The sequence below is a fragment of the Pararhizobium mangrovi genome, from assembly GCF_006516965.1.
GTDB lineage: Bacteria > Pseudomonadota > Alphaproteobacteria > Rhizobiales > Rhizobiaceae > Pararhizobium_B > Pararhizobium_B mangrovi.
Map to the genome: position 1 here is coordinate 34487 of NZ_VHLH01000023.1, position 16781 is coordinate 51267.

The window sequence follows — 16781 nt, forward strand, 5'->3', positions numbered from 1 at the left end:
CCCATGAACGATACCGCCGTCCTTCGCCAGCCCTTCGTCCTGCGGTTCGCCACCGTCGGCTTCATCGTCTTCTGGACGATCCTCGCGGCGTTCCCGCTGCTGTGGATCACCCTGATGTCGTTCAAGTTGCCGATCGACGCCTTCGCGTCCGATCCGCTGCGCGTCATCTTCGGCTTCACGACACTTCGCGAACGCGGCGGCCTGTCGGTGACGGCGCTCGTGCTCGGCGCGTTCGCCCTCTGGCTCGCCTACCACGGCGCCGAGCATCACGGCCGGCGGTTCGCGCGCTATCTGGCGCTCGGCGGACGCGAATGGCTCGGCTGGCTGCTTGCTGCCCTCGTCTACGTCATCGCACTGATCCTCGGCCTCTTCTGGATCCTGCCGGCCATCGTACGCGTCGTCGAAGCGATCCTTTCCCACATTCCCGTTCTCGATTACCTCGCCAGGCCCATGATGGGGCTGACGATGCAGAACTACCGGGCCGTATGGATCGGCTACCGGTTCTACGACAACTTCATCAATTCGATGATCGTCACGACCGGCACGGTCGTCATCTCGCTGACGGTCGGCACGCTCGCCGGTTACGGCCTCGCGCGCACCCGCAGCAACGTGGCGTTCTGGCTGCTGATCGCAGCCTTGATCTTTCGCGCCCTGCCGCATTCGGTTCTTGTCACGGGTTACCTTCCGGTCTTCATCCATTCGCGCGAGTTCCTGGCGCCGTTGTGGAACTGGCATGCGACGGCGTGGTTCTTCCACCTCTTTTCCGACCAACCTCCGACGCTCTACGGCCAGCCGCTTGCCGTCATCATGGTGCTGGTCTCGATCAACCAGCCCTTCACGATCTGGATGCTGCGTTCGTTCTTCATGAACATTCCCGCCGAACTCGACGAGGCGGCAAGGGTCGACGGCTGCTCGCATCTCGGCGCGTTTCGCCGCGTGATCATGCCGGTGATGTGGCCGGGCGTCATCACGACGGGGCTGTTCTCCTTCCTGCTCGCCTACAACGACTACCTCGTGTGTTCGCTGCTGCTCGATGCGCAATCGCAGACGATGGTCCCGGCGATCACGAGCTTCTTCAACCGCGAAACCACGACGACCGACCAGGTCCAGGCGGTCGCGGCGGCCGTGTCCATCACGGCACCGCTCTTCCTGCTGGTCATCGTCTTCCAGAAACAGATCGTGTCCGGCCTCACGCAGGGCGCGGTGAAAGGATGATGCGAGACATGACCGAGCGAAATGCGCGACCCGAACAGGCAGTGCTGACGCGCGACAACGACCGGTCGAAGACCGAGGAGACGCGCACCGTAGTCGAAGGCATGGTGGACGGGCTGAACGACCACGTCATCGACGGCATCGGCGCCTTCTTCGCCCCGGACTTCCACTGGATGGGCAATGCCGGCTGCGGCACGAAGAACGGTCTGCGCGAATTCCAGGACAACTGGCAGCGCCCCTTCCAGGCAGCCTTTTCCGACAAGGTGTGCATCGACGAAGCCCGGCTTGCCGAGGGCGAGTGGATGGCCGCCTTCGGCCGCCAGGAGGCGACGCATTCCGGCGAGTTCATGGGCATCGCCCCGACCGGCAAGCGCGTCGAGATCCGCTACATGGACTTCTGGAAGGTCGAAGACGGAAAGATCGTCGACAACTGGGTGATGGTCGATTTTCCGCACGTCATGCGCCAGCTCGGCGTCGATCCGTTTTCGGGCCATGGATGGGAAGAGTACGATGCGGGGCGCAAGATCCCGCCGAGACCCGACGCCGCGTGAAACGTGGCGCAGCAACGAACCAGGACTTGAGGAAACGCATCATGGCTGAGCATCTGAAGAGCGGCCTCAGCGCGGTCGAACGTTCCGAAGAGGATGCGCGCACCCGCGAGATCGTCGAAACGACACTGAGCGATATCGAAAAGCGCGGCGACGAAGCCGTCCGCGCGCTTTCCGAAAAGTTCGACGGCTACGCGCCCGAAGCGTTTCGCCTGTCGGAAAGCGACGTCGAGGCCCTCGTCGCAAAGGTTCCGGCGAGCGATCTCGACGACATCCGCTTCGCTCAAGCGCAGGTGCGCGCCTTCGCCGAAGCGCAGCGCGCCTCCATGCGCGACATCGAGATCGAAACCGAACCGGGCGTCCTTCTCGGCCACAAGAACATTCCGGTGCAATCGGTCGGCTGCTACGTGCCGGGCGGCAAGTTCCCGATGGTCGCCTCGGCGCATATGTCGGTGCTGACGGCGTCGGTCGCCGGCGTGCCGCGCATCACCGCGGCGACGCCGCCCTTCAAGGGCGAGCCAAACCCCGCCGTCATCGCCGCAATGCATCTTGGCGGCGCGCACGAGATCTACTGCCTCGGTGGCATTCAGGCGGTCGGCGCCATGGCGATCGGCACCGAGACGATCGCCCCGGTCCACATGCTGGTCGGCCCTGGAAACGCTTTCGTCGCCGAAGCCAAGCGCCAGCTCTTCGGGCGCGTCGGCATCGACCTCTTCGCCGGCCCGACGGAAACGATGGTGATCGCCGACGAGACCGTCGACGCGGAGATGTGCGCGACCGACCTCATCGGCCAGGCCGAGCACGGCTACAATTCTCCCGCCGTGCTGGTGACGAATTCGCGCCGGCTCGCCGAGGATACGCTCGCCGAGATCGAGCGTATCCTTGCGATCCTGCCGACGGCGGATACCGCGGCGAAGAGCTGGGCCGACTACGGCGAGGTCATCGTCTGCGACGATTACGACGAGATGCTGCGGGTCGCCGACGAGATCGCCTCCGAGCACGTGCAGGTGATGACCGACCGCGACGACTGGTTCCTGGAAAACATGACGTCCTACGGCGCGCTCTTCCTCGGACCGCGCACGAACGTCGCCAATGGCGACAAGGTCATCGGCACCAACCATACCCTGCCGACGAAGAAGGCGGGCCGCTATACGGGCGGACTCTGGGTCGGCAAGTTCCTAAAGACGCACAGCTACCAGAAGGTGCTGACGAACGAGGCCGCCGCACGCATCGGCGCCTACGGCTCGCGGCTGAGCATGCTCGAAGGCTTCGTCGGCCATGCCGAGCAGTGCAATCTGCGCGTTCGCCGCTATGGCGGCATCAACGTGCCCTATGGCGAAGCGGCCCCGCGGCGGGACGCCGACGAATGAACATGGACGCTTCCGATCGACCGACGCGCGGCAAGGGGCGGATCGCGCCGCTTCGTGCGGCGATGTACGACTTTTGCGAAGCCGGCGTGCGCGACGCGCTTGCGGACGTCGTCGCGCCGGGCGCCGGCATCCGTCTGTGCCATCCGCTCGGCGACGTCGAAGGTCCGGAAGCTTTCTACGATACGGCCTATGCACCGCTATTGCAGGCGATCCCGGATCTCGAACGGCGCGACTATATCGTCATGGCCGGGCCGACCAAGGAAGGCCGCCAGTGGATCGGCTGCGCGGGCTACTACACCGGCCGCTTCGCGCATCCGTGGCTCGACATTCCGCCGACCGGGCATCAGGTCCATCTGCGCTTCCACGAGTTCTTCCGGATGGAAGACGATCGCGTCGTCGAGATCCAGGCCATCTGGGACATTCCGGAACTCATGATGCAGGCGGGCGCCTGGCCGATGGCACCCGGCCTCGGACGGGAATGGCACGTTCCCGGACCGGCGACGCAGGACGGTATCGTCGCCGGACCGTACGACGCGCAGGCGAGCGAGGCGACGCGCGGCCTCGTCGTCGACATGCTCGACCATATGAAGCGCCATCCGAGCCAGGGTGGTCCCGAAGTCATGGAAATGGCCCGTTTCTGGCACGAACGCATGAGCTGGTACGGCCCCGCCGGCATCGGTACCGGACGCGGTATCGACGGGTTTCGGAACTGGCACCAGATCCCGTTCCTGAACGCCATGCCCGATCGCGGTCGCGACGCCGGCGGGACCACGCATCATTTCTTCGCCGATCGCGCCTACGCCGCCGTTACCGGCTGGCCGAACATGGTCCAGACCGTCAGCCATGACGGCTGGATGGGCATCGCGCCGAGCGGAACCCGCATCGCACTGCGCAGCCTCGATTTCTGGCGGCTCGAAAACGGCCGGATCCGCGAGAACTGGGTGCTGATCGATCTGCTTCACGCCTACGACCAACTCGGCGTCGACGTGCTCGGGCGTATGCGCGAGTTCAACAAGGCACGTACCGGCTTCGATCCCCATACCGGAAGGCAGGCAGCATGAGCGAGCTCCCGCAAACACCCACGATGCGCCTCGACGGCCGTCGCGCGCTCGTCGCCGGGGCCTCGTCGGGTATCGGTTTCGCCTGCGCGGCCGCTCTCGCCGAGGCCGGTGCCGAGGTCACGCTCGCCGCGCGCAACGCCGAGCGGCTCGACGAAGCCGTCACCGCAATTCGCGAGGCCGGCCACGCGGCATCCGGCCTGACGCTCGATATCGCCGACGTCGAGGCGGTCGGCGAAACGGTGGCGCGGGCCGGACCCTACGATATCCTCGTCAACAGTGCCGGTCTCGGACGCCATTCCCCGGCGCTCGAAACGACGCCGGCCGATTTCGATACCGTCTGCGCGATCAACCTGCGCGGTGCCTATTTCCTCGCCCAGACCGTCGCAAAGGGGCTGATCGAAGCCGGAAAGCCGGGCTCGCTGATCACGATCTCCTCCCAGATGGGCCATGTCGGCGGCGTCGACCGAGCTGTCTACTGCGCGACCAAGCATGCCGTCGAGGGCTTCACGAAGGCGATGGCGATGGAGTGGGGAAAGGACGGCATCCGCGTCAACACCATCGCACCGACCTTCATCCGCACGCCGATGACCGAGGCGATCTTCGCCCAACCCGACAAGGTGCGCTGGATCGAGGAGAAGATCCGCCTCGGGCGCGTTGGCGAAGCCGGCGACATCATGGGCGCGGTGCTCTACCTCGCAAGCGATCTCTCCGTCATGGTGACGGGCACCTCGCTCCGCGTCGACGGCGGCTGGACGGCGGGCTGATGGCGCAGGAAAAGATCACGTCCTTCGAAGTCGCCAAGCTCGCCGGTGTCAGCCAGTCCGCCGTCTCGCGCTTCTTCACGCCCGGCTCTTCCGTCTCGCGCAAGACGGCGGACAAGGTGCGCGAAGCCGCCGATACGCTCGGATACCGGCCGAACGTTCTCGCCCGTTCGCTCATCACCGGGCGCAGCCGCATCATCGGCCTCGTGGTCGCCTATCTCGAGAACCACTTCTATCCCGAAGCGCTCGAGAAGCTCTCGAACGCGCTACAGGCGAAGGGCTACCACGTGCTGGTCTTCATGGCCTCGCAGACAGCCGGCAACATCGACAGCGTGCTGAGGGAAATCCTCGACTATCAGGTCGACGGCATCATCCTCGCCTCCGTCGCGCTTTCCTCCGAGCTCGGCGGCCAGTGCAAGGCGGCCGGCGTTCCTGTCGTCCTCTTCAACCGGCATCAGAACGATCCGACCCTGACGTCGGTATGCTCCGACAACGTCGCCGGCGGGCGTGAGGTCGGTCGGCTCCTCGCCCGCGCGGGCCACCGGCGCATCGCCCATATCGCCGGCTGGGAAGGCGCCTCCACACAGCGCGAGCGCGAGGCCGGTTTCCTCGAAGGCCTTCGGGAATGCGGCGCGGAGCTCTACGCCCGCGAAGTCGGCAATTTCGCGCCCGAATCCGCGCGGGAGGCCGCCCGGCGCATGTTCGACACCGGCGACCGGCCGGACGCCGTCTTCGTCGCCAACGACCATATGGCCTTCTTCGTGATGGACGTGCTCCGTTTCGAACTCGGCCTTTCGATTCCGGACGACGTCTCCGTCGTCGGCTTCGACGACGTGCCGCTCGCCGCATGGCCCGTCTACGCGCTGACGACGGTGCGCCAGCGGGCAAATGCGATGGTGGCCGAAACCGTGAGCGCCATGCTCGCACAGATCGAAAATCCGGGCACGGAACCGACACAGGTATCCATCGAGGCTCCGCTGATCCTGCGAAGCTCGGCCAGAAAACCCCAAGCACGGACGGACTAGATGCAAGGCTTCGACACGAAGTTCTCGGACTTTCCCGATTACATCATCGGCGTTACCAAGGAGATATGGGAAGACCGCGGCATCGCCACGCTTCACCGATACTACGCCCCGGACATCGTCGTGCGTTCGCCCGCATCGGTCGTGGTCGGCAACGAGGGGGTGATCGCGGCGACGATGGCGACGCTCGCCGAGTTTCCCGACCGGACGCTGCTCGGCGAGGACGTCATTTGGTCCGGCAGCCCCGAGGATGGCATGCTTTCCTCGCACCGGCTGCTTTCCACCGCGACCCATCTCGGCCACGGCGCCTACGGTCCGGCAACGGGGCGCAAGCTCACCTATCGCATCATCGCCGACTGCCATGCGCGCGACAACCAGATCGACGACGAGTGGCTGATCCGCGATCAGGGCGCGATCGTTCGCCAGATGGGCTGGACCCCGGAGGCCTACGCCCGCGACCTCATCGAGCGCGAGGGCGGGCCGGAAAACTGCGTCCGACCGCTTTCGCCGGAGACCGATCGCAAGGGTCCCTACACGGGCCGTGGCAACGACGACGCGTGGGGCGAGCGATACGCTTCCATTCTGGAACGGATCATGGATGCGGACCTCGGCTCGATCCCGAAGGAATACGACCGGGCCTGCCAACTGGAATATCCCGGCGGCGTGACCGGCCACGGCCACGGCGAGGCCGACCGGTTCTGGATCGGCCTGAGGGCGAGCTTCCCACACGCCCGCTTCAGGATCGAGCACCGGATCGGCAGGGACGATTCCATGATGGCTCCGCGCGCTGCGATCCGCTGGAGCCTGCAGGGCAAGCACGACGGATGGGGCGTCTTCGGCCGTCCGACCGGTGCGGAAATCTACGTTCTCGGCGTCTCGCACGCCGAATTCGGTCCGTGGGGCCTGCGCCGCGAATATACGCTCTACGACGAAACCGCGATCTGGAAGCAGATCATTCTCAAGACCGGATAAGCGCACCGCGCCCGCATCGGGCGCAGCGATCGAACAAGCAGCCCAAGGGAAGGAAAACATGACCGCAAAGCTCGAAGAAATCGCAGCACGCACCGTGCGCTACGGCGAACTCCAGCCGTGCCGGACCGCCTTCATCGATGCCCATACGCCGGGCTCGAACCAGAAGGAGAACTTCACCATCATCGGCGGCGGCGTCTCCGAAAGCGCCGACCAGCACGTCCACATCAAGGAGACGCCGGGCTTCAACATCGGCGCCGCCGGCCAGCCGCCGCATTGCCGCAACTCGCTGCACGTCCACCGCACGGCGGAGATCTTCTTCGTGCTGAAGGGCCGCTGGCGCTTCTTCTGGGGCCGTTGGGGCAAGGCCGGCGAAGTGGTGCTCGAGGAAGGCGACATCTTCGACATTCCGACCGGCATCTTCCGCGGCTTCGAAAACGTCGGCACCGACTACGGGATGATCATGTCGATGCTCGGCGGCGACGACGCCGGCGGCGGCGTGGTCTGGGCGCCGCAGGTCATCGAGGACGCGCGCGACCACGGGCTGGTGCTCGGCGAGAACGGCAAGCTCTACGATACGCAGAAGGGCCACTCCCTTCCCGATGGCGTCGGCCCGATGCCGGTGCTGAACGAGGATGAACTGAAGGCCATACCCGAAACGCCGGCGGAGGACGTCGTGCCGCACTACGTCGCCCGCTACAACGATCTGATGGCGATGGCCGAGAAGAAGCCGGTGAAGGTGGTCGGCGCCGAAGGGCTGATCCGCGACCGGCCCGGCTTCGACGTCGAGCTCGTGAACGGGGCGTCGATCGCCGGCACGCCGCAGAAGAGCGAACGCCATCAGGTGCTGATGGTCATGCGCGGCCATTGGAAGATGGCGTTCGACGGTGGCGAGATGATCCTCGCGCCCGGCGATACCTGCGCCGTCCCGCCGGACTTCGACCACACGCTCGAGCCGTCCATGTCGGGCGAAGCGAGCCTTTACCGCGTTTCCAACACCGACGATACCGCCGGCGCCACCTGGAAGCCGTGACAGGAGCCGACCCGACCACGCGCCGGTTCGAAACCGGCTCGCGGTCGGGTGATCGGCCGGATCAGGTTCGCGCCTTCTCGAATGCCGCCCAGGCAGCCTCGAACCGGTCGAAGTCGAAATCGGGCGCGCGTGCCGCGTCGAGGACGATCCGTTCGGTGCGTTGCAGCGTGCCGATCGCCTTCTGGAGATCGGGCAGCACCGCATCGGGAATAACGACCGCGCCATGGCGATCGGCATGGAGCCAGTCGTCGGGCTCGACGCGCATGCCGAAGATTTCGACCGGACCGGCCACCTCGACGACATGCACGAAGGCATGGCTCGGCCCGATCGAACCGGCGATCACCGGAAAGCCCGGTGCAAGATCGGCAAGATCGCGCATGACGCCGTTGGTCAGCGCGCCGGCGAGACCGAAACCCTTGTGGACGCTCGTGTTGATCTCGCCCCAGAAGGCACCGACAGCCGTCTCCCCGTCCATATCCTCGACGACGGCGAGCGACGGCCCCTGCCCCTCCGCCATGTAGCGGTAGTAGGCCATGCGCCGTTCACGCACCGTTTCCGCCGGTTCCTCGCTCGGCGAGACGGCCGCGATCCGTGCGGTGCGCGCCCGTCCGACGATGGCGCCGGCCTCCGGCGCGCTCGAAAGCACGGTCCGCCGCGTGAACCGATCGAAACCACGCCGGCCCTCTGCGACCTCGATCGCGTTGCATACGGTCGGCGTATCCACCTGCTTCAACAGGTCGAGAAGGGCATCGTCCATCATTCCTCCAGCCAGCGGGCGAGCGCCGCCGTCGTTTCTTGGGGTTTTTCGAGCGTCGGCAAATGTCCGGCATCGTCGATGACGGTGAGATGCGCACCGGGCACGAGATCGCGCATCAGTTCGTGCCTAGCGAGGGGACAGAGTTCGTCCTCGCGCCCGCAAAGGACGAGCGTCGGAACCCGTACCTCGCGCAGCACCGCCTGGCGGTCCGGCCGGTCGCGAAGCGCACGCGACTGATTGCAGAAGACCTGCGGGCCGAGCGCGAGCGCCATCTCCACGCATAGGTCCAGAATTTCCGTGCGCCGGGCGTGGTGAGCGAGGTAATGCGGCTTCATCTCCTCGCGCATGACCGCCGCAAGGCCACCGCCGAGCGCGCGTTCCATCTGCGGTCCGCGTTTCGCCCGCATCGCTTCGTTTTCGGCAAGCGGGTTCGTGTCGAGAAGCGCAAGGCGTGCCACCCGTTCGGGTGCAGCCGCAAGAACCGCCATCGCGACGATGCCGCCCATCGAAAGGCCGGCGAGCGCGAAATGCGGCGGCGCGTCGCGAAGCACCGCTTCGGCGAGCCCGTCCACCGTATCCGTTTCCCCCAGCGGGGCGCAGTGGATGGCGCGGCCCGCCGACAACGCGCCGATCTGCGGCGCGAAGAGACGCGCATCGCACATCATGCCGGGAAGGAGAACGAGCAGCGGGTTCATTACCCGGCGGCCAGCTTCGCCCCTTCGGCGAGCGCGGCGAGCTTGGCATAGGCGATCTCGGGATCGACGGCGCCGAAACCGGCAAAGGTTCCGAAACCGCAATCGCTGCCTGCCATGACCCGATCCGGGCCGACGATATCGGTAAACCGTCGAACGCGCTCTGCAACCAGGTCCGGGTGCTCGACGAAGTTCGTCGTGGTGTCGACGACGCCCGGCACCAGCACCTTGTCTTCCGGAATTTCGCTCTTTCGGTCGCGAAAGATGGTCCATTCATGCCCATGGCGCGGGTTCGAGGTCTCGAAGAGCACGTAGCGCGCCTTCGCCGCCATCAGCGTTTCGAACACTTCGTTCATCGGGATGTCGCAGACATGCGGGCCTTCGTAATTGCCCCAGCAGATGTGGATGCGCACCCGCTCGGCCGGAACGTCGGCCAGCGCATGGTTCAGCGCATCGACATGCTGACGGGCGATCTTCACGAACTCCGCATCGGAAAGATCGGCAAAGAGCATGTGCCTCGAAAGCGCGAGGTCCGGACAATCGAGCTGCAGGTCGAGCCCGGCCGCCACGATCGTCTCGTATTCCGCCTTCATCGCGTCCGCGAGCGCCTGAAGATACGCCTCGCGTGTCGGATAATAGGTGTTCTGCAGGAAAAGCGAGATCACGCCCGGCGAGGCGGCGTTCATGAAGCCGCGTTCCGCGCCATGTTCGGCCATCGCCGCCTTGAGGTTGTCGATATCGGTTTCGAGTTCGCCCTGTCCCTTCGAACGCACCTCGCCGATGCATTGGGGTCGCGCATATTGCGGCGTGCCGCCGCTGTCCGCCACGCGCTTGAGATAGCTCGGATAGAGTTTCAGGTCGGCCGGCGCATTGCGCTCGCTGTCGCCGCCGAAGCCGGTGTAGCGGTCCTTCACATAGGTCGCGTAGCTGATCTTCGAGGTCTCGCCGTCCGAGACGATGTCGATGCCAGCCTCGACCTGCCGGCGCACGGTCTCGCAGACGTTGCGCCGCATGCATTCGTCGAAGGCCTGCGGATCGTAGGTTTCGCCGTGCTCGCGCGCGAAGATGAAATCCACCACTTCCTGCGTGCGTGGCAGCGAACCGACATGCGTTGCCTTGACCCGCTTCATGATGTCCTCCCCGTTCCGTTCCATCTCACGATCGACCCTTCATACCTGCGTTTTGCATGCGATTGCAATGGAGCCCTGTATGGGGTGAGGGTACGATCGCGTTCGAGGGATTTCCGTTACCGGTACGCGCCGGCAACCGACAATTTCGCATTTGCACGGAAGCGCCACATGCATCGCTTCCATCCGACGATCTTACGCGAAAATGTCGGTTTAGCCGTTGGCGGTCGCCGGACGAGCAAAGACCCGGCTTCGCAAGCTCGGGCGGCCTGCCGCGTTTGCCGGGCGGTACTCGCGATCCCTGGCCATGCGGTACAACGCATCGTTGGCGGGACCCAGAAGTTCGCACGCCGCATCGAACGATTGCCGGATCGTATCGAGTTCGGCGAGTGCTTCGGGCGTTTCGCCCTCTTCGACCAGGTCCGAAAGAAGGGTGTGGGCGCGAAGGATCAGGTCCGGAACCTTCACCGCCTTATCGATCGTCGCGAAGCGAGGCCCGTCTTCGCCGGCCGTCGCCGCGAAGTCCCGATCGATCGCCATGCAGATGGCTTCGTCGCGTGGTGGCCAGACCCCCGGCGTCACCGCTTCAAGCGAACGCATCGCCTTCCGCCAGTCGCTGCGCCAGTGCGTCGCGTCGAGGAAGACGCGCGGCCGATCGCGGCTCGCCTCTTCGCACGCCAGCGCACACCGCAGCCAGCCGACAAGGCCTTGTTCGATCGGAAGGCCGTGCTCTGCCTGAAGGCGATTTGCATAACGGAGCGGGTCGGCAACCATGATCACGGTCGCAACCGCGAGGCCGCAGGAATCCGCCATGCTATTCCACAGAGGCAGCAGCCGGCAGAGGCTCGGCTCGCTGAAAACCACCAGGTCCAGCGCGGGAACGTCCCGGAAGATCGCCTCGAAAAGTGCCGAGGCATGGGTCGTCACGTCGTCCTGCAAGGACAGGTTGCCGATACCGTGAAGCGCGATTTCCGGTGCGATGCCTTGATCGCGAAGTACCGAGGCGTGCAGCTTGCAAACCGCGCCTTTGTCGTTTCGATCCGGCCCGAAGGCGCCGAGACGGCGAAGGAGCGCATCGAAATCCACGGTCGGCCCACAACCGGTCACGAGCACGATCCGCCCCAATGCTTCCGCCACCGATCGTCGCTCGATCCTGTGAGCCTGCGATACGCTCGTCTCCCGTTCCGAAGCCCGTGCCTCGAAAAACGAACGCATCGTCGTATCGATGCTGAGTTCGCCCGCAAGAACCCCGGCCTGGAGCGCGCGGGCGTCCGGCAACGCCTCGCGAAAAGCGTCGTCGATGGAACCGGAACATTGTCGCATTCGGTTCCAGCGGCGGTACTTCCAAGACTTTTTCTGCGGAAGGTCACGGTTCGCGTCGACCGCTGTTCCGATCCGCTTCACGGATGCTTCGAAGCGCTCCCGGCTTCGCACCGGAAAATGATAGACGACGATGTCGCACGTGCCGACATCGGCCTCGCCGATCTCGTAGGATGCCGAATGGGCACCCCGCTCGATATGGTGCAGATCGCGCGTCGCGAAGACGGCTTTGGGGGGTTGCGAAAGCGTAAAGTAGGAAGCGGGCAGCGGGTCGCGCATCCGGTCGGCAAGCTTCGGCATGGCGCGCGGCGGTGTCGCGCGATAGGCGAGCGTCTGCTGCCAGCCGTCGGTCGCAAGCCGGTCGCGGTCGCCGACCATGTTGCGGCGCTCGCATCTCAGGGCCTTTTCTCGCCGTCCGCGGAGCGCCTGCTTCAGCGTACCGGCCGGGTTCATCCAGAACTCGTCCGCATCGCTGCTGATGACCCGATCCGCGCCGTAATCGTCGCGAGCGATGCGGGCCATGCGTGTCGCCCACCGATCCTGCTCGTAGGCGTCGGAAGGTTCGTCGAAGAGGACGATCTCGCCGCGTTCGGCGCGCTTGCGAAGGATTTCGCGCGTACCGTCACGCGAAGCGTTGTCGGTGACGATGATGACGTCGATATCTCTTTGCAGGTGAAAATCGATCACCGTATCGATGATGTCCGCTTCGTCGCGCACGAGCAGCGTGAGGGCCAGTGTGATGTCGTTCGCCGCAGGCTTCATTCGTTGAGGCTTTCGTGTTCGATGACGTAGAGTTGCCGGCCGCCATCGTGAAGCGAGGTGACGAGGATGCGACGCCCGTCGCGCGTCGGGACCGGATGGAGATCGCAGCGAAACGGCCCGTGGTTCGGCACGTGGTTGGAAAAGGCGGCGATCTCCCGTTGTTCGCCGCTTGCAACATCGAGGAGCGCGACCGTCACCCGCTCCTGATACGGCGTGTCGAGCACCCAAAGGTCCGGGTCTTCGGCGAGATGGCGAATGTGGACGTTGCGCGTGATCGTTTCCGGCAGGAGCGCACGTTCCTTCGTGCCGTAAGGCGCCGTGTCGGAAAAGAGACCGAGATTGCCTTCCGCCTGGTGCCAGCAGTAAAGCCGATCGTCGTCGAGCCACATGACGTGCGAGGTCCCGCGTCCAAGGATGCGCAGGTCGGTCCCGTCGCTCCCGCAGGTGACGCTCACCCCCATCGTGCCCTTCCAGCGGATCTTCGGACCGCGGTCGCGCCATCGAAACTTCGCGGTAAAGCGCTTTCCCGATGGCGACAGCTTGACGTGATTGAACCAGTAGATGCGATCCGCCGCGCGATGCTCGTCCCGCTCTTCGCGATCGAGATAAGCCATCAGCGCTTCGCGAGCGCGCGCAAGAGAAAGAACGATTTCGTTGAAGCCCGTCTCGAGATGCATGCGCCAGATGCCGTCGTCGAGCGGCGCATCCTCCTCGAGCTTTGCTCCGGCACCGCCGGTATAGCCGTACCCGGGTCGCGCCTCGTCGAGACGCGCCATGTTGACGCCGAGTGCGAACACCGCTGCGGGATCCACCGCGTAGACGGGGCGGGGCAGCGTCGAGACACGGCCGGTCCCAACGTTCAACTGTCGCGCGACGAAGGCGTCGCCGTCGCGATCGTTCCAGAACAGTCGTTCGCCCGAGGGGTGCCACTGCGCCATCGGTCCCTGTTGCCAGCTCCACGCAGCCGAGGTGCCGACCGGCGTGAACCCGCCGGCCTCGATATCCACCAGCCCGATTGTGATTTCATCCGCAGGCGTCATCCATCGCTCGGAGAAATTCGATTCGAAGGCGACCGCCCGACGTTCGGCGGAGTCGACGACCGGAATGTCGTAGTAGCTGTGCGCGTGGAACCGCGCCTGCCCGGTTCCGCTCGTAAGCTGGCGCACGCGCCATCCGGCAGAAGCCTCGGGCGCGCCGCTACTCGTCCCTGCTTTGCGCATCGTCCGGTTTGCACTTCGAAACGCGCGCGCCTGGCTTCGATAATCGGCAAAGGCACCCTTCCAGTCGGCCGGCGCGCGGTCCATCGGACCGCGAACGGGAACGGTGTCGACGTCCACCCTTCCCTCACCCTTCGCCAGATAGTCGAGCATGCGCTGGCCGTAGGTCGTGCCGGCCGTGCTTGCCCCCGGTGTATTCATCCGCCGTTCGATCGAGGCCTGGACCGCGCCGTGCCACTTGAAATGGTTCACCCGCGCCGGCAAGCGGAACCGGAACGCCGGATCCTTGATGCGCGGGAATGCAGCAAGGTTCATGCCGTAGGCAAAGGCCGCGTTCTTTTGCAGTGGGCCGTGACCACCCCGCCCCGGCTCGAAGCGTGCGCGGAAGAGCATCATGGTCACCGTTCCGGTCGCATCCTTCTCGCCGTGGCGCTTGCCGGCCGTGCACATGATGTCGGCTTCGAGGGGAAACTGTCGATCGAGAGACCGCTCAGGCGTGATCGGTGGCAGCGTCCCGTCTACGGCCAGCCGGTCGATCATCGGTCCGTCCAGGACGTCGAACCTGTTTTCCTCCATCCAGGCGATCATGTCGCCAAGCGGAGCGGGATAGACGTGGAATTCGTCGACGTCGGCGCTCACCACCCAGTCATCGGCAGCGCAGCAGCGCTGCTGCATTTCGCGCCGGCGCTCCCACATCGTCTCGCTCGTATAGGCCCCGATCCATACGTCCGGTTCGCCGACGCCCCGGTCGCGGAGCACGCGATGCGCGGCGGCGAGCTTCGCTTCGTCGCGTTCGGCCTGGTTGAGGATGAGGTGCATTGTCGCCGGATCGAGCCCGAGCCCGATATAGTGATCCAGAAACGGCGCCAGCAGCGCAGCATCCGCATCGAGGCCGACGCAGGAAAAGAGCCGAACGCCACGAAGCGGCCGGACTTCGGCGGATTCCGGTGCTCCTTCCGTCTTTGATGGGGCGACAGGCACGGTCGTCCTTCGGGCCGAACCGTCGGCCGAGTCGTCGAACGTATAGCCGTTCAGGAAATCGTGCGTGCGCACGAGCCCGTCGACGGCCTTGCGGTCCTCCTTCCGCCAGGCGATGTCGTGGCGGCTGCTGTTGGGAGCGGCATGCGTGATCGCTGCGGCGCCGGCGAGAGCGGCCTCATCTTCCGCCAGACCGAGGAAACGGAAGATTGTTGCCATCGTCGCGGCCGGATCGGCGACGAAGGCTTCGTGGCGCACTTCCAGCCAGTCCTGCGGGGCGACACGGGCTTTCAGCGAGGCAAGCCCCGCACAGAGCGTTCGATAGTCCTCCACCATTTCCGGCAGGACGCTGCCGGAGATCGATCCGCGCTCCTGCTTCAGTCGCGCCTTGAACTCCGTCTCGTCGCCGGCGGCGATACGCAACGCGTCGTAATGGCGGCCCTTGCGCAGGCTGAGCGTCGCGACGTTGTCGAACGGGTTCCGAACGACGGAGATCCATGCCTTGCGCTGAGCGGGAAAGGCACCGTCGACCGCGGAAAGGATCTCCGGGCGTTCGCTCAGGCGGCGCAATGCCCAGTCGCCCTTCTTGTCGCCGAGAAGTTTCGGCGCCTCGGCGCGGCCGCCACTTGCGCCCGGAACCCGATAGGAATGGCCGTTCCAGCTCCGTCCGCTCGCTTCGAACGCCGCGGAGTTTTCGGCGATCAACGCGAAGATCTCCTCGGACGAAAAGCCCTCTTCCACGAGGCCGACCATATCGAGCTCGTGCGACACGAGCGCGGCCGGGTGGGCGTCGATCAGCGAACCGATGATGGAATGTCCCGAACGCGGAAACCCGGCGAACTGGACGAGCGTGTCGACCTTGCCGAGATCCATCGTCTCGCGCCGCTTCAGCGCTCGCTCGCGCAACGCTTCGAAAGGTACCCGGGAATGGCGCCGCGACTTCGCGCCTTCGAACACCGGAATGGCGTGATCCCGCCGCTTCTCTAACTTTTCTTCGGATCGAGGCTTACCGGTTTTGCCGCCTGCGCGAACGGTATCGTCATCGGATGTCGCCGAAGCCGCGTGGTCGTCCGCTTGCCTATGGGCAACGTATTCCGGGGGGGTCTTCAAAGGGAGCCCGAACGCGGCGAACGCCTCGTCGACGTGGCGCGCAGGCGTCGTTTCGGGGCGTTTCGGTTTATGGTTCGGCGTATTGGTGCGCCGGGCGAGCCGATATGCGGCGCGAATAACGAAACGGATCGGCCGTGTGACGCGCCAGCTATTGCTACGCAGAAGCGCATCGTAGCGCCTCTCGAGAAGGTCCGCATGGTGCGCAAGCGCGTTTCGTTCCTTGAGCAACGGCGCGACGAGACGTGATTTCGCGGCCTCGTAGTCGACAGCCATTTTCTCGCAGGCGGACCGAAGAGCCGCGACGTCCGCTTCGAGCTTCGCTCGCGCCTCTTCGCTTCTTTCGCCGCGCTTGCGTTCTTCCCGAAGTTCGAGGTCGTGCCGGTCCTTGTCGGCCCGCCGCGCGGCGTCGCGGTCGCTCAATGCGGCTTCGCGCTCGCGCAGGACGACGTCACGATCGCGCAGCGCGGCATGCGTCTCCTCCAGTGCCGCCTGGCGATCGGTGCATCGCCGTTCCAGCACCGCGACCCGCTCTCGAAGTTCGCGTTCCTCGCGCTCCATCTCCAAAAAGGCGAGCTCGGTCTTCCGCCGTGCGGCGATCGCACGCTCGGCGACATCGTCACGCGCAGCGAGACTTTCGCGCAATCGCTCGACCTCGCCGCGCAGGTACTCCAGCTCACTGCTGCGGCGTTCGCTCCTTACGAATTTCGCGGCCATTTCGACGTCATTCATAGTGCACACTTTTCAGATCTGACGGCGTCAACCCTTGCGTGTCCCGGGATATCATGGCGCCCTTCGGGCATGCCAGTTCCGCACCCGAATTTTCGTTGGCTCCTCAGTGTTTC

13 protein-coding genes are annotated in these 16781 nt (G+C 65.3%); 8 read left to right on the plus strand and 5 right to left on the minus strand.

What is annotated here, in order from left to right; all coding sequences use genetic code 11:
• Positions 1–3 precede the first annotated feature (3 nt).
• From FJU11_RS18625 to FJU11_RS12520, 8 genes are read left to right on the plus strand one after another with little or no spacing between them, the layout of a single operon-like run.
• Positions 4–1215 carry a carbohydrate ABC transporter permease gene (locus FJU11_RS18625; RefSeq protein WP_141167397.1) on the plus strand — a complete coding sequence of 404 codons (1212 nt, stop codon included), beginning with the start codon at positions 4–6 and terminating at the stop codon, positions 1213–1215.
• Between the two features lie 8 nt (positions 1216–1223).
• Positions 1224–1763, plus strand: coding sequence for an ester cyclase (locus tag FJU11_RS12490; RefSeq protein ID WP_141167398.1), 540 nt, complete (start codon positions 1224–1226; stop codon positions 1761–1763).
• A gap of 41 nt (positions 1764–1804) precedes the next feature.
• The gene (gene hisD, locus FJU11_RS12495; protein ID WP_210242886.1) at positions 1805–3130 is read left to right on the plus strand and encodes a histidinol dehydrogenase; all 1326 of its coding nucleotides are present in this window, start codon (positions 1805–1807) and stop codon (positions 3128–3130) included.
• Between the two features lie 2 nt (positions 3131–3132).
• Entirely contained in the window at positions 3133–4191 is a 1059-nt protein-coding gene (locus FJU11_RS12500) for an ester cyclase (protein WP_210242887.1), read from the plus strand.
• Positions 4188–4955 (plus strand): SDR family NAD(P)-dependent oxidoreductase, encoded by a 768-nt coding sequence (locus FJU11_RS12505; RefSeq protein WP_141167399.1) that lies wholly within the window; start codon positions 4188–4190, stop codon positions 4953–4955. Before FJU11_RS12500 ends, FJU11_RS12505 begins: the two co-directional genes overlap by 4 nt.
• The gene (locus FJU11_RS12510; protein WP_141167400.1) at positions 4955–5977 is read left to right on the plus strand and encodes a LacI family DNA-binding transcriptional regulator; all 1023 of its coding nucleotides are present in this window, start codon (positions 4955–4957) and stop codon (positions 5975–5977) included. Before FJU11_RS12505 ends, FJU11_RS12510 begins: the two co-directional genes overlap by 1 nt.
• Positions 5978–6946, plus strand: a complete 969-nt coding sequence (locus tag FJU11_RS12515; protein ID WP_141167401.1) for a nuclear transport factor 2 family protein — start codon at positions 5978–5980, stop codon at positions 6944–6946.
• 58 nt (positions 6947–7004) lie between these two features.
• Complete coding sequence (locus tag FJU11_RS12520; RefSeq protein WP_141167402.1) at positions 7005–7976, plus strand: cupin domain-containing protein; 972 nt, start codon at positions 7005–7007, stop codon at positions 7974–7976.
• Positions 7977–8037: 61 nt separating this feature from the next.
• On the opposite strand, the gene FJU11_RS12525 is transcribed toward FJU11_RS12520, so the two are convergent.
• The 5 genes from FJU11_RS12525 to FJU11_RS18345 form a co-directional block, all read right to left on the minus strand.
• Complete coding sequence (locus tag FJU11_RS12525; protein WP_141167403.1) at positions 8038–8733, minus strand: RraA family protein; 696 nt, start codon at positions 8731–8733, stop codon at positions 8038–8040.
• A complete protein-coding gene (locus FJU11_RS12530) occupies positions 8733–9428 on the minus strand; it encodes an alpha/beta fold hydrolase (RefSeq protein ID WP_141167404.1) in 696 nt (231 codons plus the stop codon). The genes FJU11_RS12525 and FJU11_RS12530 overlap by 1 nt, the downstream gene beginning before the upstream one ends.
• Positions 9428–10555, minus strand: coding sequence for a cobalamin-independent methionine synthase II family protein (locus FJU11_RS12535; protein ID WP_141167405.1), 1128 nt, complete (start codon positions 10553–10555; stop codon positions 9428–9430). Before FJU11_RS12535 ends, FJU11_RS12530 begins: the two co-directional genes overlap by 1 nt.
• Positions 10556–10765: 210 nt before the next feature.
• Positions 10766–12634 (minus strand): glycosyltransferase family 2 protein, encoded by a 1869-nt coding sequence (locus tag FJU11_RS12540; RefSeq protein ID WP_181408173.1) that lies wholly within the window; start codon positions 12632–12634, stop codon positions 10766–10768.
• Positions 12631–16653 (minus strand): hypothetical protein, encoded by a 4023-nt coding sequence (locus FJU11_RS18345; protein ID WP_181408174.1) that lies wholly within the window; start codon positions 16651–16653, stop codon positions 12631–12633. The genes FJU11_RS12540 and FJU11_RS18345 overlap by 4 nt, the downstream gene beginning before the upstream one ends.
• Positions 16654–16781 lie beyond the last annotated feature (128 nt).